Source organism: Xenorhabdus bovienii, from assembly GCF_024721015.1.
GTDB lineage: Bacteria > Pseudomonadota > Gammaproteobacteria > Enterobacterales > Enterobacteriaceae > Xenorhabdus > Xenorhabdus bovienii.
Map to the genome: position 1 here is coordinate 32805 of NZ_JANAIF010000010.1, position 26476 is coordinate 59280.

At 44.5% G+C, this 26476-nt stretch carries 24 protein-coding genes; 5 read left to right on the top strand and 19 right to left on the bottom strand.

What is annotated here, in order from left to right:
• Positions 1-68 precede the first annotated feature (68 nt).
• Genes NXS07_RS04700 through pdxB form a run of 4 tightly spaced genes read right to left on the bottom strand, consistent with a single transcriptional unit; the run spans position 69 to position 3836 of the window.
• Positions 69-758, bottom strand: coding sequence for a DedA family protein (locus tag NXS07_RS04700; protein WP_258086260.1), 690 nt, complete (start codon positions 756-758; stop codon positions 69-71).
• Positions 759-804: 46 nt separating this feature from the next.
• Positions 805-1644, bottom strand: a complete 840-nt coding sequence (truA, locus tag NXS07_RS04705; protein WP_258086261.1) for a tRNA pseudouridine(38-40) synthase TruA — start codon at positions 1642-1644, stop codon at positions 805-807.
• Positions 1644-2654 (bottom strand): aspartate-semialdehyde dehydrogenase, encoded by a 1011-nt coding sequence (locus NXS07_RS04710; protein WP_258086262.1) that lies wholly within the window; start codon positions 2652-2654, stop codon positions 1644-1646. Before NXS07_RS04710 ends, truA begins: the two co-directional genes overlap by 1 nt.
• 54 nt (positions 2655-2708) lie before the next feature.
• The gene (gene pdxB, locus NXS07_RS04715; RefSeq protein WP_258086276.1) at positions 2709-3836 is read right to left on the bottom strand and encodes a 4-phosphoerythronate dehydrogenase PdxB; all 1128 of its coding nucleotides are present in this window, start codon (positions 3834-3836) and stop codon (positions 2709-2711) included.
• Positions 3837-4022: 186 nt separating this feature from the next.
• On the opposite strand from pdxB, the gene NXS07_RS04720 reads away from it, so the two are divergent.
• Positions 4023-4910 carry a DMT family transporter gene (locus NXS07_RS04720; protein ID WP_258086263.1) on the top strand — a complete coding sequence of 296 codons (888 nt, stop codon included), beginning with the start codon at positions 4023-4025 and terminating at the stop codon, positions 4908-4910.
• Here the strand turns inward: NXS07_RS04720 and NXS07_RS04725 are convergent.
• Entirely contained in the window at positions 4875-6308 is a 1434-nt protein-coding gene (locus tag NXS07_RS04725; protein WP_258086264.1) for a sensor histidine kinase, read from the bottom strand. The genes NXS07_RS04720 and NXS07_RS04725 overlap by 36 nt on opposite strands.
• Positions 6308-6973, bottom strand: coding sequence for a transcriptional regulator TctD (tctD, locus tag NXS07_RS04730; RefSeq protein WP_258086265.1), 666 nt, complete (start codon positions 6971-6973; stop codon positions 6308-6310). The genes NXS07_RS04725 and tctD overlap by 1 nt, the downstream gene beginning before the upstream one ends.
• Positions 6974-7834: 861 nt before the next feature.
• On the opposite strand from tctD, the gene NXS07_RS04735 reads away from it, so the two are divergent.
• The 3 genes from NXS07_RS04735 to NXS07_RS04745 are packed head-to-tail and all read left to right on the top strand — an operon-like array spanning position 7835 to position 10777.
• A complete protein-coding gene (locus NXS07_RS04735; protein ID WP_434460149.1) occupies positions 7835-8809 on the top strand; it encodes a Bug family tripartite tricarboxylate transporter substrate binding protein in 975 nt (324 codons plus the stop codon).
• A gap of 13 nt (positions 8810-8822) precedes the next feature.
• Entirely contained in the window at positions 8823-9254 is a 432-nt protein-coding gene (locus tag NXS07_RS04740; protein WP_038218159.1) for a tripartite tricarboxylate transporter TctB family protein, read from the top strand.
• A gap of 14 nt (positions 9255-9268) precedes the next feature.
• Entirely contained in the window at positions 9269-10777 is a 1509-nt protein-coding gene (locus tag NXS07_RS04745; RefSeq protein ID WP_258086278.1) for a tripartite tricarboxylate transporter permease, read from the top strand.
• A gap of 74 nt (positions 10778-10851) precedes the next feature.
• Here NXS07_RS04745 and fabB read toward each other — a convergent pair whose 3' ends face one another.
• Positions 10852-12066 carry a beta-ketoacyl-ACP synthase I gene (gene fabB, locus NXS07_RS04750; RefSeq protein WP_038193316.1) on the bottom strand — a complete coding sequence of 405 codons (1215 nt, stop codon included), beginning with the start codon at positions 12064-12066 and terminating at the stop codon, positions 10852-10854.
• 199 nt (positions 12067-12265) lie between these two features.
• Between fabB and mnmC the strand changes: the two genes are divergently transcribed.
• Positions 12266-14317 (top strand): bifunctional tRNA (5-methylaminomethyl-2-thiouridine)(34)-methyltransferase MnmC2/FAD-dependent 5-carboxymethylaminomethyl-2-thiouridine(34) oxidoreductase MnmC1, encoded by a 2052-nt coding sequence (gene mnmC / locus NXS07_RS04755; RefSeq protein ID WP_038207482.1) that lies wholly within the window; start codon positions 12266-12268, stop codon positions 14315-14317.
• Between the two features lie 90 nt (positions 14318-14407).
• Here the strand turns inward: mnmC and NXS07_RS04760 are convergent, their stop codons facing one another.
• From NXS07_RS04760 to hutC, 12 genes are all read right to left on the bottom strand, one after another.
• A complete protein-coding gene (locus NXS07_RS04760; protein ID WP_038207481.1) occupies positions 14408-14941 on the bottom strand; it encodes a GNAT family N-acetyltransferase in 534 nt (177 codons plus the stop codon).
• Positions 14942-15034: 93 nt separating this feature from the next.
• Complete coding sequence (locus NXS07_RS04765) at positions 15035-15586, bottom strand: hypothetical protein (protein WP_051863025.1); 552 nt, start codon at positions 15584-15586, stop codon at positions 15035-15037.
• A gap of 99 nt (positions 15587-15685) precedes the next feature.
• Positions 15686-15979 (bottom strand): hypothetical protein, encoded by a 294-nt coding sequence (locus NXS07_RS04770; RefSeq protein WP_038215543.1) that lies wholly within the window; start codon positions 15977-15979, stop codon positions 15686-15688.
• A gap of 572 nt (positions 15980-16551) precedes the next feature.
• Complete coding sequence (locus NXS07_RS04775) at positions 16552-16827, bottom strand: YfcL family protein (RefSeq protein WP_038196183.1); 276 nt, start codon at positions 16825-16827, stop codon at positions 16552-16554.
• Positions 16828-16849: 22 nt separating this feature from the next.
• A complete protein-coding gene (locus NXS07_RS04780) occupies positions 16850-17401 on the bottom strand; it encodes an elongation factor P hydroxylase (RefSeq protein ID WP_038215541.1) in 552 nt (183 codons plus the stop codon).
• Between the two features lie 22 nt (positions 17402-17423).
• Positions 17424-18224: a sulfite exporter TauE/SafE family protein gene (locus NXS07_RS04785; RefSeq protein WP_238125673.1), complete on the bottom strand. Its 801-nt coding sequence runs from the start codon at positions 18222-18224 to the stop codon at positions 17424-17426.
• 69 nt (positions 18225-18293) lie between these two features.
• The gene (gene aroC, locus NXS07_RS04790; RefSeq protein WP_238125674.1) at positions 18294-19379 is read right to left on the bottom strand and encodes a chorismate synthase; all 1086 of its coding nucleotides are present in this window, start codon (positions 19377-19379) and stop codon (positions 18294-18296) included.
• Positions 19380-19529: 150 nt separating this feature from the next.
• On the bottom strand, positions 19530-20462 hold the full coding sequence (prmB, locus tag NXS07_RS04795; RefSeq protein WP_046338030.1) for a 50S ribosomal protein L3 N(5)-glutamine methyltransferase: 933 nt from the start codon (positions 20460-20462) through the stop codon (positions 19530-19532).
• Positions 20463-20723: 261 nt separating this feature from the next.
• Positions 20724-22097, bottom strand: coding sequence for an amino acid permease (locus NXS07_RS04800; RefSeq protein ID WP_046337139.1), 1374 nt, complete (start codon positions 22095-22097; stop codon positions 20724-20726).
• A 90-nt stretch (positions 22098-22187) separates the two neighbouring features.
• A complete protein-coding gene (hutH, locus tag NXS07_RS04805; protein WP_038196194.1) occupies positions 22188-23720 on the bottom strand; it encodes a histidine ammonia-lyase in 1533 nt (510 codons plus the stop codon).
• Between the two features lie 14 nt (positions 23721-23734).
• Positions 23735-25444: a urocanate hydratase gene (hutU, locus tag NXS07_RS04810; protein ID WP_196244151.1), complete on the bottom strand. Its 1710-nt coding sequence runs from the start codon at positions 25442-25444 to the stop codon at positions 23735-23737.
• Between the two features lie 290 nt (positions 25445-25734).
• Positions 25735-26466: a histidine utilization transcriptional repressor HutC gene (hutC, locus tag NXS07_RS04815; RefSeq protein ID WP_414079660.1), complete on the bottom strand. Its 732-nt coding sequence runs from the start codon at positions 26464-26466 to the stop codon at positions 25735-25737.
• Between the last annotated feature and the right edge of the window lie 10 nt (positions 26467-26476).

Sequence of the window (26476 nt, forward strand, 5' to 3'; positions counted from 1 at the left end):
TACGTGCCATTAAACCACAATGCCATTACAGAGTGGATAAAAAACTGTTCAAACTTACTAACGGTTATCTACTTGCCATCTACTGCTTTTTTGGATGCAGCTCGTCGATGGCGCCAAATTTCAATGATGCCAGGCAGGATAGAAATAAAGATAATTGCAACAATCAATAATTTCAGGTTCTGCTGTATGATTGGCATATCACCGAATAAATAACCGGCATAAGTGAATAATAGCACCCATATAAATGCACCGATTACATTATAAGCAGCAAAATGGCGGTAAGACATTTTCCCCATTCCCGCAACGAACGGTGCAAATGTTCTAACAATTGGCACAAATCGTGCCAGAATTATCGCTTTTCCACCGTGTTTTTCATAAAACTCATGGGTTTTATCCAAATAACTGCGGCGGAAAATCTTTGAATTCGGGTTGGTAAATAATTTTTCACCAAAAATACGACCAATTGTATAGTTTACAGCGTCACCAATAATCGCCGCTGTAATCATCAACGCCACCATAATATGTACATTCAGATCATTGGAGCCTAATGCAGACAACGCGCCTGCCACAAACAGCAGCGAATCTCCCGGCAAAAATGGCGTGACCACCAAACCCGTTTCACAAAATATGATCAGGAATAAGATGCCATATACCCAATTGCCATAATCACTGACCAATTCCTTCAAATGTGCATCAATGTGTAAAATAAAATCGACAATGAACTTAGTAAAATCAACAAAATGAGTTAAAAACTCCATAATATTCCTCGTTATGCTCGAACATCCCTGTCACATTTTGAAAATGTCAGATTAAATCATTAGCTAGAAACAACGGCCCCATAATGGGTTCAGGTAAACCAAAGTGCTCAGGATAATCCACCGCAACTAAATATAATCCCTCAGCTTTAGCTGTTGCCGCCGCTTTTGTTCTGTTTTTCAGTGCCAATAGTTCAGCCATCCAGCCGATATCCTGATTACTACAACCAATTTCCAGCAAACTGCCAACAATATTACGCACCATGTGATGAACAAATGCATTCGCTTTAATGTCCACCACCACATAATGCCCATGCCGGCTGACATTAATGTGCATCATATTGCGCCACGGTGAATTAGATTGGCACTGTACTGCCCTGAAAGAAGTAAAATCATTCTCTCCCAGTAAACTCTGTGCCGCTTCATGCATTTTTCTCTCATCCAATGGATAGTGAAAATGCGTGACGCCCTGTGCTAACACCGCAGGGCGATAGCGATGATTAAAGATTATATATCGATAGCGGCGTGCCGTTGCGCTGAAACGGGCATGAAATTCATCATCCACCGTTTTTACCCAGCGCACTGCGATATCGGGTGGCAAATGGCTACTAACGCCCATTGTCCAGGCAGCATCTTTACGTTGTGCCGAGGTTTTAAAATGTACTACCTGCCCAGTAGCATGTACCCCCGCATCTGTTCTGCCTGCACAGAAAACAAAAATCGGTTCATCTGCCACTTTTGACAGGGCTTTTTCCAGACATTCCTGTACACTTTTTACTTCTTGCTGGCGCTGCCAACCATAATAGCGGCTGCCATCATATTCAATCCCCAGTGCAATTTTCACTTTTTTTGCCTCTGGTACAGACTGACTCAGCTCTGCATCAGACATCAGTAAAATTGCTCCTGCATCAGTTTTTCTGCGATTTCAACCGCCATCAGTGCACCGCCAAAACGGATATTGTCGGCAACAGACCAGAATTGCAGCATCTCCGGCATACCGTAATCATTACGCAGACAGCCAATACTCAACCTGTCACTGCCGGATGCATCCGTGACCTGAGTGGGGTAATCCCCCTCTTCTGAGACCTGAATTTCTGCAAAACGTTCAAGTTCTCCACGAGCTTCTCCTACACCGACTGGACGCAGCGTTTCCACACTCACCATCTGAGCAATTCCGTAGAAAACCGAAGATTGAACACAACTGACTGAAATGGGCAGCCCTTCGTCCTGTAATATTCTGCGAATTTGATCGACAATGCGACGCTCTTCGCGTACTGAGCCTTCGGCATCAGGCAATAAAGGCAGCAAGTTGAAAGCCAATTGTTTGTTAAAAAGACTTTCATCCGGCGGAATGCCGCTCAATAAACGGGCACTTTGCCCTGCCAATTCATTAATGGCGGCTTTACCATGTACGGAAACCGGCAATATATTGGTCAGATTTATACATGCAACACCTGCAACATCGATCAATGGCTTAATGGCCGTCAAAACCTGGCTTGTTGAGCTGTCCGCCACAGCAATGATGTTGCGGTTGCGATATTCAGCCAAAGCGTGTGGGTTAACTCCCGGTACGACCAGCGGTACATCGGGCTCTGCGGCAAACAATCCGCTGCTGTCAATTACCAGACAGCCCGCTTCCGTTGCCTTTTCAACATATTGTGCCGTTGCTTCCATCGTCGCGGCAAAAAACGCCAGTTGTACCTGTGACCAATCAAATTCTGCAGCATCATAAACGGTGATGCTTTTACCGCTAAAACGCTGAACTTTCCCAGCATTTTGCTCACTGGAAAGAAGATGCAGTTCACCAACCGGAAACTCGCGCTCCTGTAATAACGCCAATATCGCTTCACCTACTGCGCCTGTTGCACCCAAGAGCGCAATATTCCAGCCTTCTGACATGTTAGTTTTCTCCACATCTTTTATTTTGCTGACAGGCAGGAACGCCTGCCTGTATTAAATCACTTTAGCGTTAAACCCAATTTCAAACAGTAATTGGGCGCTTTTTTCTGAGTCACAATTCACCGTCAGGGAAGACCATTCCCGGCGCTCTGGATAGTTTTTACGCAATCGGTCAAAAGCGCCATCCTGTTCAGCGACCTGACGTAGTGGTGCATCATCACGGCGCACATCATACACTAAATGTATCAAGCGCTTCAGGATGCTTTGTGTCACTTCACCATGTACGGTGATATGGCTGAAATCAGGTTCAGGCAAAAGGTCGGACAATTCCGCCCTGCGCGGCTGCCCCAGAAATTCGCAGTAAGCCTCAAAGACCTGAGTCGTACCACGTGCTTTGCCTTCCAGAGTGTACCCGGCAATATGGGGTGTACCGATATCAACCAAAGCCAGCAAGGGTAATGAAAGGTTAGGCTCTGGTTCCCAGACATCAAGCACAACACGTAATTTTTTCCCACTTTGTAATACTGAAAGTAGTGCTTGATTATCAACCACTTCACCACGGCTGGCATTAAGCAAAATTCGGTTGTCCGGTAATGCAGAAAGTAATTCTGCATCGGCCAGATGATAAGTCTGATAACGGCCAGATCTATTAAGCGGGGTATGGAAAGTCAGAATATCCGCTTCCTGTACTAATTTTTCCAACGGCCAGAATTCACCCTCATCCCCACGATCGGCACGAGGAGGATCGCACAGTAAGGTTTTCACGCCCAAAGCAGCCAGCCGGTCAGCCAGACGCCCCCCGACATTACCCACACCGACAATGCCGACAGTTTTATCTTTGAGTTGAAATTGATCCCGTTCCGCCAATAACATCAGTGCAGAAAACACATACTCAACAACGGCAATCGCATTGCATCCCGGCGCGGCTGAGAAGCCAATTCCTGCCTGCGACAACCATTGCTGATCAACATGATCCATCCCCGCAGTGGCAGTACCCACAAATTTAACAGAACTGCCTTTCAACAAGGATTCATTAACTTTAGTGACAGAACGCACCATAAAGGCATCAGCCTGTTCCAGAACACCCGCAGGGACTGGGCGCCCCGGAATTACCTGTACTTCGCCCAATTGCTGAAAAAGTTGTTCAGCGTAAGGCATATTTTCATCAACCAGAATTTTCACTTTTCTCATCCAACGACTTAAATGGGCGTGATCCACTATTCTGCCACTTAATCGACATAAAACCTATTATCAGAAATGGGAGAATTATCTGGATTGCCACATCTGTTGTCTGATTATCACTATATACAAAAAATGGGTCATTGTTACACTAAATACACTATGCACTTACATGAATAAATTAATTCAATGATAAATTTTTTGTTTCCCTTTATTGCCGTTCTGATTTGGTCAATTAATGCCGTTGTCAGTAAAGCAGCCGCCACTTCGATTGAGCCTGCTGCCATTGCTTTTTATCGTTGGTTTATTGCGTTTCTGGTTCTGACGCCTTTCGTTTTATGGCCGGTCCTGAAACAGCGGAAAGTAGTTATCCAGTATTGGTGGAAGCTATTGATTCTGGGTACTCTGGGCATGGTACTTAACCAAAGTATGGCCTATTACGCTGCCCATACGGTGAGTGCAACATTGATAGGGATCTTTACTTCACTGATTCCGTTGTTGACGGTTATCATCAGTATCTTTGCCTTACGGGTTGCCCCCACAGTAGGTATCACCCTGGGTACCGTGTTTTCGTTGTTCGGCCTGATGTGGCTGGTGAGCAAAGGTGAACCCGCTTCCTTATTAGAGCACGGTCTGGGGATCGGCGAAGTGATGTTATTTATTGCATCCGCTTCCTACGCCTTATATGGCGTATTAACAAAACGTTGGGCAATCCCATTACCCAATTGGCAATCACTCTATATACAAATCGGGTTTAGCCTTTTGCTGCTTTTGCCTAATTTCATGATGACAAAAGATGTCCAGTTAACTAGCGATAACATTTCCTTAGTCCTGTTCGCAGGCATCCCCGCCTCAATTGTTGCGCCCTATCTGTGGATACAGGGCGTGACCCGCCTAGGCGCGAATATGACTTCTATATTTATGAATCTAGCTCCTGTATTTACCGCCATTATCGCCATAGTGTTTCTGCATGAGAAAATGCAAAGCTATCATCTGATCGGCGGCGGTATTGTTCTGGCAGGGGTTATACTCGCCCAGCGCCTACGTATCCCGCTCACTCGCCGGAAGTCTGAATAAAATTCTCACCAGCAAACCGCCCAGTGTTGCACTGGGCAAAAGCTGGAGAGTTGCACCGTGGTACAAGCTGATATCTTTGACAATAGTCAGACCCAATCCAGCGCCTTCCAGCCCCGCTGCATTGTCCAGACGGTTAAACGCCATCAGCGATTGAGTAATATTTTCTTGCGCGATGCCCGGCCCTGAATCATCAACTTCGAGGCAACAGTATTTTTTGTCCGCTGTCATGCTCACTCTTGCCGTCACCATTCCTGCAGCAGGCGTATATTTAATGGCATTATCTAACAAATTAGCGCACATTTCTGTCAACAATACTGGTTCTCCTTTGATCCAAAAGGCATTTTCCCCTTCATAACCCAAATCAACATTTTTACTTTCCGCCTGTTGCAAACGAGAAAAACAGGCTTGCTGTAATAATTCCACAATATTGACGGGCTGATAATTCTGGATGGCTTCTTTCTCATGTACTTTCAACTGTGAAAGATATAACAAACGATCGGTCAGTGAGATCATGTTATCTACGGTCTTGTTGATAGCCTTGATGATTTTTCCACTCGGATGGGGATCTTTGTCATTGAGTGCCACGGCTATCTGCGTTTTTAATACACTCAAAGGTGTCCTGAGTTGATGAGAAGCATCGGCACTGAACCGCGCTTGACGCCCAACCATCAGTTTCAACCGTTCTATGTAGCGATTAAATGCCCGAAGCAATGGTGAAAGCTCTGACCACGGCAAAATATCCGGCAATGGGGTTAAGTCATTGGCTGAACGGAGCACCATCATGCCTGATAACCTGCGCAGTGGTTTAAGAAGCTGCTTTAACAGGAAATAGGCAAGAATCAGTGTCAATACTACTACGGTTCCCTGGCTTATCAGGGAAGAAATCAGTAATTGCCGCGCTAAATATTGGCGGGAACCCACGGTTTCAGCCACCAGTATCAATGCCATGCCCATTAACCCCCCTTCGTTGATCGGCTGATACAAGGCCGCAACACGGATGGGGTACCCCTGATATTCCGCGTTATAAAAATATACCAAGGCCGTATACAGTTGCGAACGCTGGGTATATTGAGGAATGAGGGGTAAATTATCGTAACCGGAAATGGTGTTCCCTTCCGGTGATATCACTTGATAGTAGAGACGATCATTCGTATTACGTTCAAAACTGTCCAAAACGATATAAGGCACATCAACGTTTAACTGTTTATTCTTTACTGTCAGACGTTCCGCAACTGTTCTTGCCGATGCAAGTAACGTCCGGTCATAGGCAAGTGTCGCCGCATTTTCCGCACTGAAATAATGGGTATACACAGAAGCCCCGCCCAATAACAACAGTGGCGCACCAAAGAACAGGAGTAACTGATGAAACAACGAGCGTGGTACTTTGAACAGTTTCATTATTTCTGCAACTCCAATCGATATCCCAATCCACGCAATGTGCATATTCCTATATCACTGTTGAGGAGCTTTTTCCGTAACCGATGCACATACAGTTCGATGCTTTGTGGATTTGCTTCATCGGATAAAGAAAATACCTGCTCAAACAGTTGTTGTTTCGAAACCGGGCGCCCACGGCGGTGAAACAGGGTTGTTAAAACTGAAAATTCTCTGGGAGTCAACGCCAGCGGTTGATTATCCAATAAGAAATAACCTGCGTCTTCGTAAGCCAATGAGCCGAATTGCTGCATCCCTAGCGGCGAGCCAACACCACGGCGTAACAATGCTCGAATACGGGCTTCTAATTCTTCAAAATTAAAAGGTTTAGTTAAGTAGTCATCAGCGCCCGAATTTAGCCCTTTCACTCGGTCTGCAACATCCACTTTGGCCGTCAATAACAACACCGGCAAATTTTGTCCGCGCTTACGCAGCCGTGATAACAGGGAAATCCCATCCAGTCTGGGTAAGGCAACATCCAAGATCAGCAGGGTATAATTTTCCGTCAGCAAAAGCTGATCTGCCGCAATTCCATCTTCTGCAATATCAACCGTAAAACCAGAACTTCTTAATGCTTTCTGCAACCAATGTGATAAATCAGGGTGATCCTCAACTAATAAGAGACGCATTTAAATATATCCTATTGTTTTAATTTTAATAGAAATTTCATCCATGTTGCCTGGAAAATTATCCCATTCTGTACGCATTTTCTATGCCTAAACCCAAAGACAACCATGAAGATAATGGTAGGATGCTACACAATTGCAATATTCAGATTGAGTAATTGTTAATGAGGTAACATAAAATGGGAACCCTCTCGCAAGATATTATTCTTATTGGGATAAGTGATTTAGTCGGACAGTTTACGATTCATCTGAAATGCTAAGGTCGTCTGATTAAATAATGGAATACACCTCGAATCTTTAAGCAGAGCGGCTTCTAATTTGATAAATTGCATAGTAAGATGAGGAATAATTTAGTATTAATAAAAAATCAGCATATACTTATCGAAATAAATTAATGTAACCTAGGATAACAATATGGAAAATTTATAGTTTAAAATTTTATTTCTCTAAAACAAGTGAAAATTAAATAAGATCAACGCATCCAGATTAAAATAAAAAATTCAAAAAAAGCAGAATAAATATTGATATAAAATCAATTCCACATGAAGCCGATATAAAAATAATTTAACTAAATAAAATTCATTTAATTTATGGCTAATAATCCTGATTTTATTTTTTATAATCAGGATTATTTAAGCCCAATATTTTTTAATATACTTGTAACTATAATAAAATCCATCACAATAATGAGAGAACTTCCCCCTCCGTGTAATGTGAAACACTACGAAAATTAAGTGACTAAAGTCACATTCAGATACTTTTTATTGTTAATGAAAGGTAAATGAAAGGTTTCGCATTTATAAATAAAATGCTCCTGATATTTGTCAACTTATTCTCTTTGCTGGAGCTATGTGAGGAATCAAAATGAAAAAATTCAATATGTTATTAGCAACTACCTGCTTACTTTTCTGTGCCAATACCTTAGCAACCAATGCCCCTAATAGAACCGAATGCATTGCACCAGCCAAACCCGGTGGTGGCTTTGATTTAACCTGTAAGTTAGTTCAGGTTTCATTATTGGATAGCAAAGCCATCAATACGCCTATGCGGGTGACTTTCATGCCCGGGGGTGTCGGTGCGGTTGCCTATAATTCCATTGTGGCCCAGCGTTCTGCTGAGCCCGGAACTATCGTAGCTTTTTCTGGTGGTTCTCTGCTGAATCTTTCCCAAGGGAAATTTGGCCGTTACAACGTGAATGATGTGCGCTGGCTGGCAAGCGTCGGTACTGACTACGGTATGATCGCCGTTCGTAGTGATTCGCCTTACAAGACCCTGCCAGATCTCATGGAGGCATTCAAAAAAGATCCTACCAGCATTGTATTCGGTGCAGGTGCATCCATCGGCAGCCAGGATTGGATGAAAACAGCATTACTGGCGAAAGAGGTTGGGATTGATCCACGCAAAATGCGCTATGTCGCGTTTGAAGGGGGTGGCGAACCCATCACTGCCCTACTTGGTAATCATATTCAGGTCGTTTCCGGCGATCTGAGTGAAACTCTGCCTTATCTCAGTGGTGATAAAATTCGTGTTCTTGCGGTCTATGCTGATAAACGCCTGAGTGGTAATTTAGCACGTATTCCAACAGCCAAAGAGCAGGGTTATAACCTCGTCTGGCCAATTATTCGCGGTTTTTACATAGGGCCAAAAGTCACTGATGAACACTACCAATGGTGGGTAGAGACATTTAACAAACTGCAACAAACAGAAGAGTTCAAAAAGCAACGCGAGCTACGTGGGCTCTTTGAATTCAACATGACCGGCAAGGAATTGGACGACTATGTGAAAAAACAAGTTGCCCAATACCATGAGCTGGCCAAATCCTTTGGTTTAGCAAAATAACAGGAGTGTCACCATGAGCGATCGTATATTTGCCGTTGTATGGCTGGTACTGTGTGGGATCGGGCTAACCATTGGCTGGGGCATTCACAGTGAATACAGCTACGAACCCTTAGGACCCCGACCATTTCCAATCGCCATTATTTCGTTAATGGCACTCTGTTCTTTGTTACTGCTATTCAAAAAACCTGAGCCCACCCAGTGGCCTACAGCACAAGTATTACGCCGCTTACTGTTGTTGATTACCTCATTAGTCGTTTATGCATGGACATTTGAGTGGCTGGGCTTTCCTCTGGCAACGACGTTACTAACCATCAGTGTGGCGTTACTGTTTAACGCTAAACTTCCTGCGGCGATCATTTCCGGCGTGTTTCTTGGTGTCTCGCTCTTTTTTGCATTTGATCGCCTGTTAGATGTCACTTTGCCACTCGGCAATTGGCTAAAATAAGGAGAATGTAAATGATGGATACTTGGATATATCTGAGTCAGGGTTTTGAAGTCGCATTAATGCCCAAAAACTTAGTCATTGCGTTAATCGGCTGTTTTATTGGTACTGTTGTCGGCATGCTCCCCGGCCTTGGCCCAATCAATGGTGTGGCTATCTTGCTACCATTGGCTTTTGCATTGAAATTACCTGCGGAATCCGCCTTAATTTTATTGGCAACGGTCTATATTGGCTGTGAATATGGGGGCCGAATTTCTTCAATTCTGCTGAATGTGCCAGGAGATGCCGCTGCGATTATGACAGCGCTTGATGGTCATCCGATGGCAAAACAAGGAAAAGCCGGTGTTGCTCTCTCTATTTCTGCGGTCAGTTCGTTTTGTGGCTCACTTTTAGCCATTACTGGAATTATCCTGTTCGCGCCTATTCTGGCAAAGTGGTCTTTGGCATTTGGGCCAGCCGAATATTTTGCCCTGATGGTTTTTGCTATCGCCTGTCTCGGCAGCATGATGAGCCAGAATCCTATCAAGTCTTTACTCGTCGCCTTAATCGGTTTGAGCTTGGCTACAGTCGGAGTTGATGCCAATACTGGGGTTTATCGTTTCACCTTTGATAGCGTCCATCTCTCTGATGGCATTCAATTTATTGTCGTCGTTATTGGCCTGTTTTCAGTCAGTGAAATTCTGTTGATGCTGGAGAGCACCTCTGCGGGACAAAAAGTGATAAGTAAAACCGGACGCCTGCTTTTCAATAAAAAAGAAGCCGCAGTTTGTACTGGGCCAATATTACGCTCCTCAGTGATTGGGTTCTTCGTGGGTATCCTGCCCGGTGCTGGGGCAACGATTGCCAGTGCAATCACCTATATGACGGAAAAACGGATCAGCGGGAATAGCGATTCCTTTGGCAAAGGTGATATTCGTGGTGTGGCAGCGCCAGAAGCAGCTAATAATGCTTCAGCCTGTGGTTCATTCATTCCCATGCTCACCCTCGGTGTACCCGGTTCTGGGACAACAGCCGTCATGATAGGTGCTCTGACCCTCTATAACATCACCCCCGGCCCCGCTATGTTCACAGAGCAACCGGATATCGTCTGGGGATTAATCGCCGCCTTACTGATCGCCAACATTTTATTGCTGATCATGAATATTCCGATGATTGGGATATTTACCCGTATGTTGAATATTCCCTTGTGGTTTTTAGTCCCCGCCATTGCCATCGTGTCAGCAGTTGGCGTTTATGCCGTACACAGTACGACATTTGATCTTATGCTGATGGTTGGATTGGGCGTTTTTGGTTATATCCTCAGAAAAATGAATTTCCCGATGTCACCGCTTATTTTGGGATTTGTATTAGGTGAAATGCTGGAGCAAAACCTGAGACGCGCACTATCAATCAGTAACGGAAATTTCGAGATCCTGTGGAGCAGCACCATTGCCCAAACTTTACTGGTACTCGGTGCATTAGTGATTATTATTCCACCTGTTTTACGGATAATGAATAAACGCCGTAATAAAAACACGGCCGCATAAATTAAAATAGCCAATCCATCTAATCAATGGATTGGCTTTCATTTTAACTAATGAATTTTTCAGTCGTCAGAAAATCAGTTCGAATATTTACGCATCACCAGGGACGCATTTGTACCGCCGAACCCGAAGCTATTGGACATCACTGTTCTTAGCTCGCGTTTGGTAGGTTCAGTGATAATATTCATACCTGACGCATTCTCATCCAAGTTATCAATATTAATACTTGGCGCAATAATGCCATGTTCCAGCATTAATAGACTGTAAATTGCTTCGTGCGCACCAGCCGCCCCCAAAGAGTGCCCCGTCATCGCTTTGGTGGCCGAAATAGCAGGGGTGTTGTCACCAAACACTTCGCGGATAGCTCCCAACTCTTTCAAGTCACCAATCGGGGTCGATGTTCCGTGGGTATTGATGTAATCCACGCCACCTTCAATACCGTCGAGAGCTAGCTTCATGCAGCGAACAGCTCCCTCACCAGAAGGCGCGACCATATCTGCGCCATCAGAATTTGCCCCATAACCGATGATTTCAGCATATATATGTGCGCCACGAGCTAATGCGTGCTCTAATTCTTCAACCACAACGATACCGCCACCGCCAGCAATGACAAAACCGTCACGCCCCTGATCATAAGTGCGGGAAGCGAGTTCTGGTGTTTCGTTATATTTAGTAGAAAGCGCTCCCATTGCATCAAATTCACAGGCCATTTCCCAGCTCAGTTCTTCACCGCCGCCGGCAAAAATAACATCCTGCTTACCAAGCTGGATCAATTCAACCGCGTGTCCAATACAATGCGCAGAAGTCGAACAGGCAGAACTAATGGAATAGTTCACCCCTTTGATTTTAAATGGTGTTGCCAGACAGGCTGATACACCAGAAGCCATTGCCCGCGTCACCATATAAGGCCCAACGCCACGCAGCCCTTTGGCTCGCATACCATCCGATCCATTAACCTGATTACGTGGAGAACCACCACCTGAACCCACAACCAGACCAGTGCGCAAATTGGAAACTTGCTCATCAGACAAACCAGAATCTTTAATCGCTTCATCCATTGCAAGATAAGCATAAATAGATGAATCGCTCATAAAACGCTGAGTTTTACGATCAATGAGACCTGATATATCCAGTTTTATATTACCCCAGACGTGGCTACGAAGCCCCATCTCTTTGAATTCTTCAGAAAAAGTTATCCCGGAACGGCCTTCTCTCAGAGACTCCAGCACCTCTTTCTGGTTATTACCAATACTGGAAACAATCCCCAGACCAGTGATTACTGCACGTTTCATTCATTACCTCATCATTTTTACCTGCGGGATTTCTGCCCCGCACTTTAGCGTACACTTGTACGCCGAACAAGTCCGATCAGGTTAAAAATTCACGGAAAAGTTGATCTGGACTCAAGTGTTAACTTTTCTCACGGGTGGTACAACAGTATGAACACCGTTAAAATCTCATATTATTCTTGTCAACCATACAGGCATTATTGTGAAAAACAGTGCTATCAGCAGCGCAACCCTAAACTGGAATGAACAGGGTACACCCGTTTCTGAGCAGTTTGATGATGTTTATTTTTCAAATCAAGATGGCTTGGAAGAAACTTTATATGTATTTTTAAAAGGTAATCATTTTCCCCAACGTTTTAATACGCACTCCCGCCCTGATTGTATTATTGCCGAAACTGGATTCGGTACTGGATTGAATTTCCTGACACTTTGTCGAGCTTTTTCAATCTTTAGACAACAACATCCTGATGCATCTTTAAAACGGCTTCATTACATCAGTTTTGAAAAATACCCATTAACGACAGCAGACTTGAAGACTGCGCATCAGCGCTGGCCAGAACTTCAAATATTTTCTGAAGAGTTATGTCAGCAATGGCCTTTACCTCTTGGGGGCTGCCACAGGCTAATGCTGAATAATGGCGCTGTCACACTGGATCTCTGGTTTGGTGACGTAAATGATCTATTACCGAGGATAAATTCGAATCTAACTGGAAAAATTGATGCTTGGTTTTTAGATGGTTTTGCACCATCCAAAAACCCGCAGATGTGGAGCGAACAACTGTTCACTGCAATGGCAAGATTTTCTCGTCCAGAAGGAACATTTGCGACATTTACGTCAGCTGGAGTCGTTCGACGTGGATTGCAGGGAGCCGGATTTGATGTCAAGAAAATAAAAGGCTTTGGACACAAAAGAGAGATGCTGACAGGGGTTCTAGCTCCATCAGCACATTCCCCTCTTTCCTCATCAGGTACTCCATGGTTTGCTCGACAAGCAGCTACCGATACCGATGATATCGCTATCATTGGTGGCGGCATCGCCAGTGTATTAACTGCACTTGCCCTATTACGCCGGGGCGCGAAAGTTACACTGTATTGCCAAGATAACCAACCCGCACAAAATGCATCAGGCAATCAGCAGGGAGCCATTTACCCGTTGCTGAATGGCCGTGACGACTTACTGGAACGTTTCTTTATCTCCGCCTTTACCTTTGCCCGCCGTCAATATGATCAGCTAATTGATGAAAATGTTTCCTTTGATTATCAATGGTGCGGTGTCAGCCAGTTGGCTTACGATGAAAAAAGTGACAAAAAAATTGCCAAGATGCTGCAAACATCGTGGTTAGAAGAGATTGCAATTGGAATGGATCGCCAGCAATTGAGCCAAGCGAGTGGATTAGATGTTAATTATCATGGTATCCACTATCCACAGGGAGGATGGTTATCTCCGGCTCAATTGACTCAGGAGGCCATCAATCTGGCAGAACAGCGTGGAATGCTCACCTATTTCAACCACAAAATAACTCAATTAGTTCAAGATGAATACGGTTGGCAGTTGCATATTGAGCACCAGGGGCAATCGCTGCACAAAAACCACAAAGTCGTTATCATTGCTAATGGACACTGCCTGCCGCAATTTACACAAACTGAAAAACTTCCCGTTACTGCTGCTCGTGGACAAGTCAGCCATATCCCGACCTCTACCCGTCTCAGCCAACTGAACAACGTACTGTGTTACGATGGCTATCTGACTCCTGTTAATCCTCACAATCAACATCATTGTATCGGTGCCAGCTATCAGCGAGGGAAAGTTGATACTCAGTATTCTTCCGCAGAACAACAAGAAAATCGTGATCGTTTATTGAAATCTTTACCCGATGTCGATTGGGTGAAACAGGTCAATATTTCAGAAGCGAAATCCCGTCAAGGTATACGATGTGTTATTCGGGATCATATGCCGATGGTTGGCAATGTGCCTATTTTCAGTGAAATTATGGACAAATATGCCGGTTTATCTCAACGGATAAACACTTATGAGACAATTGAAGAATCTCCTTGTTATCCTGATTTATTTGTCATTGGTGCATTGGGTTCCCGTGGATTATGTTCTGCTCCGTTGAGCGCAGAATTACTCGCAGGGCAGATTTTTGGTGAAGCTCTACCACTTGATGATGAAACATTGGCGACCTTGCATCCAAACCGATTCTGGGTCAGAAAACTATTACGAGGCAAAGAAGTTAAAGCTGGAAAGCCATAAATCACACACTATAAAATCATATATCTGCATCAGGCACAGTGAAACAGTGTTTGATGCAGAGTAACAACCCGCAGTCTCTATTCTCAAAACTCAATCGTGACAATCTGTTGTAACAACCAAACGCTTCATCGCACAGCGTTGATTTTCTGCAAACCCATATTCAATTTCACGTTGCAGGATCTGACACAAAGCACCAGTAATTTGCCGAGGTTCTAAGATAGAAAACCCCAGTCGCTGATAAAATGGGGCGTTCCAATTTATATGACGAAAAGTTGTCAACGTGACAGCCTGAAAGCCGCGCTGTTCAGCAACCTGAATAACGGTATCAATCAACGCCTTTCCTATACCTTTCTTCTGCCAATCCCCATGCACCGAGAGTTCCATAATATGTAAGCCATCATCCAACGGTTTTGCCAGAATAAAACCGACAGGCTGATTATCGCCATTCAGGGCAATCCAACTATTCTGTTGCGAAATATAATCTAAATGCTGCTGTTCCGTGTGGACATTGCCATTAGCAATCCATGCCAATTCAGGTGTCGAGAGAAATAGCTGACCCGCTGATCGTTCTATTGCTGGTAATACTCCGGCATCTAATATCTGTGTTGGACGAATAAAAAACATGTCTTACCCTCAGTCTGTTAAAGACATTTATCAAATCCACTAATACTAATGATAAAAAGAGTAAATAAATAATTAATTTATCATTGTGATAATTCAAATCATAAATTTCATAGCTGCAATAACGATCCCAGAGAAACCAAACATCATTGTCACCATCCATTTGGTTTGATCCGCCATTTTCTTATATATCAATGATATTTCTTTATGAATAGCCGCAGTGTTTTTATGCCCTGATGCTATTTCCTTATGTATAGAAGATATATCTTTGTGTATAGAAGATATTTCCTTTCGCATCAAGGACATTTCTTTATTTACAGTTGTTATTTCTTGATGAATAATTTTTTTAACTGACAAAATCTCGTTATGAATAATACTCTTAACCGATGAAATTTCGTTATGAACTAACGCCTTAACAGATTCAATATCGGCTTTTGTCGCATAGTTGGATTTTATCACTGACACATCCGTTTTTAACTGGGCAACATTCGACTCCAGGTTTTCTACTCTTTTTTCAATTTGTTCACTCATATCTCTTCTTTCTATCTCTGTTGACTGGCTGAAATTAACGGGTTTAGATAATAAAAATGCAGCTTTATCTACAGCATAGTCCTTCCCAATATTAACGGAGTGAGTTGCCTGCTTCATCCTATCACCTCCTGAAATATCTGTTTTCGGTTTGGTTTATCGACAGACACACCTTATGCGTTTAATATCTTAGTCAATCTATTCTTACTCTATTATTTATCAAAGCATATACTTCATTGCCGCAATAATTATCCCGCTAAAACCAACCATCATCGTCATCATCCATTTAGTTTGATCCGCTATTGTCTTATATATCTTCGATACCTCCTTATGAATAGGTGACATTTCTTTGCGCACCGATGAAATCTCGTTATGAACTAACGCCTTGACAGATTCAATATCGGCCTTCGTCGCATAGTTGGATTTTATCACTGCCACATCCGTTTTTAACTGGGCAACATCCGACTCCAGGTTTTCCACTCTTTTTTCGAATTTACTAAATCTTACATCCATAGCAATGCCCTATTTATAGGTTTAAGTTACCTAATCAGCTAATGAAATGTTCCATTCCCATCATCTCATCACAACAATTTAGCATTACTGTTCTTATAAATCATCACTCATTCAACTAATATCCATCTACTTTTCTTCATTAACCAATATTTTTCATCCATTCATTAAAAAAACAATATATTTTTATACTACATTAAAGATATATAGAAAATAACCCCTACCAATCACAAAGAATAATTAATTAAAACAAAATATACATTATTAACATTTTTAATGGCTATAGGTTATAACTATAATTATTTTAATTCCTAAGTAAATAAAAATTCATTCTATTCTGATAACTAACTTTAGAAAATATTTATATATATCCTGATAACTTTAATATCTTGTTTTATTTAATCTTAAAAAACAAATAAATATTCCCATCTCTCTATTTTTTATAATTATTTTATGAGTTTTGTGAAACATTACGCATTTCTTTGTAATTAGAAATAATAATTACACCGACATAACAGAAAAAATAAAGGGGCTATATGAATAACCCCAAATACAAGTTATTTATAATCAATTAATTAGTCTTTCGCACTATCCAGTAGCCTTTGCCATGTCGATAAAACTAAAACCTGATCTGGTGGAGCCAGCTCTCCTGCCTTGATAGCCCTATGGATGCTCTCTTCAACACGCTGATGGAGCTGTTCAATAGTATTAGCACCTTCTAGTTCCAACTCAGCAACAGCCAATGTCAGATGCCCACGGAGATATCCACCAGCAAATAATTCGTCATCACTGGCATCTTCAACCCTGTCATCTATATGTGCCAGAATGCGTGTTTCAAACTCTGCGAGCATTATGTTTCCTCAAAATCAAATATCAGTTAGCAAAAGGATCTTCCGGACAAGGAAAGTGTTCTGCTGTTAGTGGGGGCGTATTGTAGAACGAGTGTAGTCCTTGAATAAAGCGCGCTGCTCGTGTGGGTATTCCGTTTTCAAGGTATGTGATAACTTGCGCATGGACTTTACACTGAAAAGCAAAACGATCCGGCTCGCAATCCCCTTCAAGATTGTCACAACTGACGTTGAAAGGAAAACCCGCTGCCATACAGAATAACCATTCCAACGCCTGTGGTTTGATTTCGACTTGCTCAAATTCAGACTGAGTTTGAGCATCACGCCCATCAGGGCAGTACCAGTAACCAAAATCGACCCGTTTGCGGCGCTCTTTACCCGCAATGCACCAATGCGATATTTCATGCAAACCACTGGCATAAAAACCATGGGCAAACACTATCCGGTTGTAGCCAACTTGATCATCTACGGGCAGATAAATCGGCTCATCATCACCTTTTATCAAACGTGTATTACAGTCATCGCTAAAGCAATTGTCAAAAATTTCAATGAGTTGTTGGTAGTGATGTACAGTCATGTATTAATGCAAGATCCTAAAATCAAAAATAAAATGCCAACCAAGAGCGGATAGTATCGCCATGATGGTCGTGGAGTAGTTTGATACTCATCAAAAAAGAAATCGTTACCAGCATCGGACGGATCAGTTTTTGCCCTCGGCTCAGTACTAACCCTGCCCCTAACCGAGCACCAATCACCTGCCCCATCAGCATCACAAGACCCAATAGCCATAAGACCTGCCCACCAAGAATAAAAAAGCCCAGTGAACCCATATTGGATGCAAAATTCAGCACCTTCGCATGTGCCGTCGCTTTCGCCAGATTGTAACCACAGAGCATCACATAAGACAGTGCCAGAAAGGAGCCTGTCCCCGGCCCAAATACCCCATCGTAAAAGCCAATTCCGCCTCCGGTAAGACAACCAAATGCCAAAGGCGCCAAGCGGCGCGGCCGATCTTCAGCACCAATATTCGGCACCAGCAGAAAATAAAGACCAATGATAATGACCAGAACTGGTAAGAGATAAAGCAGAAAATCTGGGGATACAAATTGAACCAGCAATGCCCCCAGCATGGCCCCAAACAGAGTCATCGCTATCGCAAAACGTTGGGAGCGCCAATCTACTGCTCCACGGCGAATAAAATAAAGACTGGCGGAGAAGGAGCCACCAACCGCCTGAAGTTTATTCGTCGCCAGCGCCTGAACAGGAGAAACACCGACTGACAGTAAGGCTGGAATGGTCAACAACCCACCCCCTCCTGCAATAGAATCGATAAACCCAGCAACTATCGCAACCAAAAACAGGAAACCGTAGATTTCCGGACTTAATAATGACCATTCCATGATTTATTTCACCAGAAAACTGCTTATCAATAATCCAGATGCTTGTATTTCAGACGTTCTCTTACCGATTTACCAGCGTGGCAGTGGAGAGATGACATCAGCACATTGCGCCCGCTGACGCAGTAAGTGATCCATCAGTACAATCGCCATCATCGCTTCTGCAATCGGTACAGCACGTATCCCTACGCAAGGATCGTGGCGGCCACGGGTCACCATATCGGCTTCTTCACCTTGGCGATTAATAGTTTTGCCGGACACCATAATACTAGACGTCGGTTTCAGAGCGATATGAGCGATAATCGGCTGGCTGCTACTGATCCCACCCAGAATGCCGCCAGCATGATTACTGGTGAATCCCTGGGAGGTAATTTCGTCTCGGTTTTCACTACCGCGCAAGTTAACAACACCGAAACCGTCACCGATTTCAACGCCTTTCACTGCATTAATGCTCATCAAGGCGTGGGCGATGTCTGCATCCAGACGGTCAAAAATAGGCTCACCCAACCCGACAGGCACATTCTCGGCAACAAGGGTCACTTTGGCACCAATAGAGTCACCTTCTTTTTTCAGTGTGCGCAATAATTCATCAAGCTGGGTCAATTTACTTTCATCAGGGCAGAAAAAAGGATTCTGTTCAACGAGATCCCAATCTTGCAATTCGCAATGAATATCCCCCATCTGGGTTAGGCAAGCACGAATGCGGATACCGTGTTTTTCGAGCAGATATTTTTTGGCAATTGCGCCAGCCGCGACGCGCATCGCTGTTTCACGGGCAGAGGAACGCCCGCCGCCGCGATAATCACGCAGCCCATATTTTTGCTCGTAGGTATAATCAGCATGTCCCGGACGGAAAACATCTTTAATTGCACTGTAATCTTGTGAACGCTGATCGGTGTTTTCAATCATCAGGCCAATGCTGGTGCCCGTTGTTACGCCTTCAAAAACACCTGAAAGAATACGGACTTGATCAGGTTCGCGGCGCTGTGTCGTATAACGGGAGGTTCCCGGACGTCGCCTGTCCAAATCGATTTGCAGATCAGCTTCAGTGATGGCAATTCCTGGAGGAACGCCATCGACAATACATCCCAATGCAATCCCGTGGGATTCACCGAATGTGGTAACACGGAAAAATTGCCCAATACTATTTCCAGCCATTCCTACCCTGCCATCAATTAATTATGCGTTAAAGATTAGATTAATTAACAATAACTCACTCAATGATTAAAACCTATCTTATTACGGCACTTTTATTTGCCTTTAATTTAATCAAGAACAGCCTTACTCATTGAGTGTCAGGAAAAAATATTAATCTTTGAACAGGCGAAAATATTCGTGATGTTCGATTAATTGCTCGCGTGTCAGCATAAAGACACCATCACCACCGTTTTCGAATTCCAGCCATGTAAATGGCACGCCAGGATATTGATCAATTAAATGCACCATGCTGTTACCCACTTCACAGATCAGCACCCCTTCTTCGTTCAGGAAATCCGGCGCATTCGCGAGAATACGACGAGCCAGTGTCAACCCATCAACTCCCGCAGCCAGTCCCAATTCAGGTTCACGGAGGAATTCATCCGGCAGATCGTTCATGTCTTCTTCGTCCACATAAGGAGGATTAGTGACAATCAGATCGTATTTCATCGGTGGCATATCACGGAATAAATCAGACAGGATAGGAATAACGCGATTCAAAAGCCCATGATTTTCAATATTCTGTTCAGTCACTGCCAACGCATCGCCTGAAACGTCAACGGCATCAACTTCGGCTTCAGGGAATTCATGTGCGCAGGCAATCGCGATACAGCCACTTCCGGTACACAGATCCAAAATGGTAGATGGCTCCTGTGGAAGCAACCCTGCAAATTGGTTGTTAACTAATTCGCCAATCGGTGAACGAGGAACCAGCACGCGTTCATCAACATAAAATTCATGGCCGCAGAACCAGGCCCGGTTAGTCAGGTAGGCAACCGGAATACGTTCATTAATACGACGCAGAACACGTTCTACGATACGATGGCGCTCGGTAGAGGTCAGACGAGCTGCCATCATGGATTCAGGAACGTCCAGAGGCAGGTGCAATGTTGGCAGAACCAACTGCAAAGCCTCATCCCACGAATTGTCTGTTCCATGACCGTAATAGATATTGGCAGCATTAAAACGGCTGGCTGACCAGCGCAGCATATCCAGAATGGTATGCAGCTCCGCGACTGCCTCATCCACAAAAATCTTATCCACAAGCATCTCCAAGCCACAAAAATGTATTAGCGCGTTATTTTGCCATGATCCCTGCCACAAATCAGCTATCTGAGCATGGGAATTATGTCAGTGAATTAATGAGCCTATCTCAGTGAGTATCTATGTTACAGCCAGTTTGTACACAAAGAGTACGCAAAAAAGTAAATAGAATGGTCTACTGGGAGAGTCTAATAAAGTGCAATTATTTTCTGGAGAGGGTAAGAAAACCACCCTGTATTCACAGGGTGGTATGTTTGGGCGTTATCTCGTTTTTTTCACCCACAACTTTTTCACCCACAAGAAATAACTAAGGGTGAGTAATGCTATCCATGCTATCCCGACGTACAGTGCAATACGGGTACTGGGGAAATATCCCAACACGACGATAATAAATGCCATGAATGAAATCGTCAGAATAGGCGCTGTAGGCCAAAGGGGAACGGGGAATTTTAGCTTTTTGACCTCTTCCGCCGGCATTTTTCGGCGCATGATATATTGTGACAACAAAATCATCAGCCATACCCACACCGTTGCAAATGTCGCGATGGAAGCAATAATGCCAAACACTTTTTCAGGCAACAGGTAATTCAGAACAACACCAATTAGCAGTACACACGACATCACCAACACAGTGATCCACGGTACGCCGTTTTTGGTTAATTTCGTGAAGGCTGAGGGCGCTTGTTTCTCTTGTGCCATGCCATACATCATCCGTCCTGAGCCGAAGATATCACTGTTGATCGCTGAAATCGCCGCAGTAATTACGACAACATTCAGAATATTAGCCGCAGAATCGATCCCCAGACTGGAGAATATCTGGACAAATGGGCTACCATTTTGGCCAATTTGATTCCACGGATAGATACACATCAGGACAAACAGGGTGAGTACATAAAACAGCAAAATACGGAATGGAACAGCGTTGATTGCCTGGGGAATGGATTTTTCTGGATTTTTCGCTTCACTGGCTGTAATACCGATAACCTCGATACCACCGAATGCAAACATGACCACCGTAAACGAAGCAATCACTCCCGCGATGCCATTTGGCATGAATCCGCCATGTTCCCACAAGTTTGACAGGCCAGTGACATGACCCGCTTCCTGGCCGAAACCATACATCATGATCACAAAGCCACCGACAATCATGGCAACAATTGCGGTAACTTTAATGATGGAAAGCCAGAACTCCATTTCTCCAAAGACATTGACGTTGCACAGATTTATCGCCCCAATGAAAAAGACGATGCTGAGTACCCAAATCCATTGGTCAACATGCGGAAACCAGAGTTTCATATAGAGACCAAACGCGGTGATATCAGCAAGACAGACAACCAACATTTCAAATACGTAAGTCCATCCAGTCAGAAATCCTGCCAATGGCCCTAAGTAGTGGCTGGCATAATGAGAGAAAGAACCGGCCACAGGGTGATGAACTGCCATTTCCCCCAATGCCCGCATGACCATGAAAACGGCCGCCCCACCAATGGCATATGCCAATAATACCGCAGGCCCCGCTGCTCTGATGGCTTCCGCTGAACCATAGAAAAGCCCAGTCCCGATTGCTGACCCTAGCGCCATAAACCGAATGTGGCGAACGCTCAAGCCCCGCTTGAGTTGTGAAGTGTTTTGCATGATTTATCCTTGTGTCTTTATTATTAGATATGAAAGATAAATACAACGATAAGGCCGGATAGAAACCGGCCTTAGACGACTTATTTATGTTTAATTTCTCAATATCTTTCCGGTAGGCAGCAGTGCTGAAAGTTGTTGTGCAATCAACAGTTGGATAGCCGCGTCAATGTCTGGCGCAAAAAAACGATCTTTATCGTAATAAGCGACTTTATCACGGAGGATATGACGGGCTTTTTCCAGTATCGGGCTGCTCTTCAATCCGTCACGGAAATCCATGCCCTGACAGGCAGTCAGCCACTCAATCGCTAAAATGCCCCGCACGTTGTCAGCCATTTCCCATAAACGACGACCTGCCGCCGGAGCCATAGATACATGGTCTTCCTGATTCGCTGATGTCGGCAAGCTGTCAACGCTGGAAGGATGCGCCAATGCTTTATTTTCACTCGCCAACGCTGCCGCTGTCACCTGAGCAATCATAAAGCCAGAATTCACCCCGCTGTTATTGACGAGGAACGGCGGTAACTGGGACATGTTGCTATCCATCAGCAAAGAGATGCGGCGTTCTGACAGTGCACCCATTTCCGCCAGTGCAATAGCCAGATTATCCGATGCCATAGCAACAGGTTCAGCATGGAAGTTACCGCCAGAGATCACTTCATCTTGGTCGGTAAAGACCAACGGATTATCAGAGACCGCATTAGCTTCAGTCATAATCACGTCGGCAGCATGACGGATCTGAGTCAGACAAGCGCCCATCACTTGTGGCTGGCAACGCAATGAATAAGGATCTTGAACTTTCGGACAGTTTTTATGGGATTCAGAGAGACCACTTTGTTCTTCCAATACCAGACGATACAAGGCAGCTACGTCGATTTGCCCCTGCTGACCTCGCGCTTCATGGATGCGCGCATCAAATGGTTTACGAGAACCCAGTGCCGCTTCAACAGACATCGCGCCACAAACAACAGCCGAGGCAAGTAAGTCTTCTGCTGCAAAGAGTCCTTTCAAGGCAAAGGCGGTAGAGGTTTGTGTGCCATTAAGCAACGCCAGGCCTTCTTTTGCCGCCAACCGAATCGGCTTAAGATTTGCCTTCTCCAAGGCTTCTTTGGCTGGCAGCCATTCACCACGGTAACGCGCTTTACTCTCGCCCAGCAATAACAGGCTCATATGCGCCAGTGGAGCCAAATCTCCCGAAGCGCCCACAGAACCTTTGCTCGGAATACAGGGATAAACTTCTGCATTAACCAAAGTAATCAACGTTTGAATGACGTCTAAACGAATACCGGAATAACCACGGGCAAGACTATTGATTTTTAATACCATCATCAGCCGGACAATCTCATCCGGCAAAGGCTCACCGACACCAGCAGCATGTGACAACACGAGGGAACGTTGCAGTTCTTCTAAATCCCGCTCGGCAATCCGAGTACTCGCCAGCAGGCCAAAACCCGTGTTGATACCATAGGCGGTTCTGTTTTCATTGATAATACGGTTAACACAATCAACGCTGCGTTCAATGGCAGGAAAACACTGCTCATCCAAGGTAATTTGAACCGGATGCTGATAAATGTGGCGTAACTCTTCGAACGTCATTTTTCCGGGATGAATAGTAATGTGTTTCATATTAATGACGTTCCTTATTTTGTTTCGACGGTTTTTGTGTCTGATGATTTTGTATCAAGCATCGGCAGGTTCAGGTTCTTCTCTTTGGCACACTGAATGGCCTGTTCATAACCTGCATCAGCATGACGCATGACGCCAGTTGCAGGATCATTGTGCAGCACACGGGCAATACGTTCTGCGGCTTCATCCGTGCCATCACAGACAATCACCATACCGGAATGCTGTGAGAACCCCATACCAACGCCGCCCCCATGATGCAGGGAAACCCATGTCGCACCACTGGCCGTATTTAATAGGGCATTCAGCAATGGCCAATCTGAAACTGCATCAGAACCGTCCTTCATGGATTCGGTTTCACGGTTGGGACTCGCCACGGAGCCGGAATCCAAATGGTCACGTCCAATCACGAGCGGTGCTGAAAGTTCGCCGCTGCGTACCATTTCATTGAATGCCAATCCCAATTTGGCGCGATCTCCCAAGCCAACCCAACAAATACGAGCAGGTAAACCCTGGAAGCTGATGCGTTCCCGCGCCATATCCAGCCAGCGATGCAGGTTTGCGTCATCCGGCAGCAACTCTTTGACTTTGGCATCAGTTTTGTAAATGTCTTCAGGATCACCGGAAAGCGCAGCCCAACGGAAAGGCCCGATTCCCCGACAAAACAGAGGACGAATATAAGCAGGAACAAAACCCGGGAAATCAAAGGCGTGTTCAACACCCATTTCTTTCGCCATTTGACGGATGTTGTTGCCATAATCGAAAGTAGGAATACCCTGTTTCTGGAAGGCCAGCATCGCTTCCACGTGTACTGCCATTGATGCTTTCGCGGCTTGAATCACGACTTCTGGCTCAGTCTCGGCACGGCGACAATATTCTTCCCATGTCCAGCCTGCCGGCAAATAGCCATGCAGTGGATCATGTGCGCTAGTTTGATCCGTCACCATATCAGGACGAACGCCACGACGTACCAACTCAGGGACAATTTCTGCCGCATTGCCACATAATGCCACCGATACTGCCTTACCTTCTTGGGTATATCGCTTGATGCGCGCCAACGCATCATCCAGATCGGTTGCCTGTTCATCGACGTATTGGGTACGCAGACGAAAATCAATGCGACTTTGCTGGCACTCAATAGTCAGTGACGAAACGCCTGCCAACGTTGCTGCCAGCGGCTGTGCTCCTCCCATCCCTCCCAAACCCGCAGTCAGTACCCAGCGCCCGGTCAAATTACCGTTAAAATGCTGGCGTCCCGCTTCAACGAACGTTTCGTAAGTGCCTTGCACAATGCCTTGACTGCCAATGTAAATCCAACTACCTGCCGTCATCTGGCCGTACATTGCCAGCCCTTTAGCATCCAGTTCATTAAAATGTTCCCACGTTGCCCAATGTGGAACCAGATTCGAGTTTGCAATCAATACACGCGGGGCGTTTTCATGGGTTTTAAAAACCCCTACTGGCTTGCCTGACTGCACCAGTAATGTTTCGTCATTTTCCAGATTTTTCAGGGTTTCCACGATTTTTTCATAACATTCCCAATTTCTGGCGGCACGGCCTATCCCTCCATAAACGACCAGTTCATGAGGATTTTCAGCCACATCAGGATCGAGATTATTCATGAGCATGCGGAGCGGGGCTTCCGTTAACCAACTTTTTGCTGTGAGTTGCGTTCCTCTGGGGGCACGGATGACCTCGTTGCTGAATTTATTATTTTGCATCGTCACGGTTTTTTCCTTTTCATCGTTATAAAGTTTGTTAATTGTATAGTTGTATATACATGTAGATTCAATAGGAAAAAATGTGACACAAGTAAAGTCAATAATTTGGAGGTTGGTATCTTTTATACTAAATATCAATAAGATGATATTGATTTATTCTTCAGTTGGCTGGTGAATGTTTTTATTGGTTTTGTGTTTTACATCACATCGGATTTACATGATGGTCACAATTGTTTGTGAAAAAATCTCCCTATACTAAAAACAAAGGGAGATTTTTTTATGTAACGATGGGCAAATCATGAGCTGAAATGCCCTTTCAATTTATATCGATGTCCAGGAAATAATAATTTAGCACTTGAGACAATATGTTCTTTCGACCATGTTCGGCGGCTGATGAGAAGACAAGGCGTATCTGCCTCAATTTGCAGCAACCGACAAGAACGGACATCTCCCGCAACCGCTTCAACAATATGCTCCCCTTCCGTCAGGGGAGCCACCATTGATAAGTAATCGTGGGTAGTTTGCTGATTGAAATCCTGTCGCAGATACGCCGGCACAGCCTGAGCATTAACATAACGATCTTCAATCTGCACGGGGACATCATTTTCATAGTGCACAATAATCGAATGATAGATTGCTGTACCCGCCGCAATCCCCAGTTCTGCCGCCTGTGTTATATTGGCATTCACTTCAGCAAGTTTCAGTACCTTACAACTGTGCTGGTTAGAACGCGCCGCAATCTCATCAGCAATACTGTGAATTTCAAACAGAGCAGACTGCCCCTTAGGTTCTGAAACAAACGAGCCGACTCCTTGCAAACGAAATAGAAAACCTTCTGCCATCAACTCCCGCAACGCCCTGTTTGCCGTCATGCGGCTACAGTTAAACTGTTTGACCAATTCAGATTCTGAAGGAACCCGATCATGGGGTTTCCATTCTCCTGTATATATTTTTTCAATAATCGCCTGCTTAACTTTTGCATACAAAGGCACAGGTTTGACAAATGTATCTGATAAATCGACTGTCACAATAAATCCC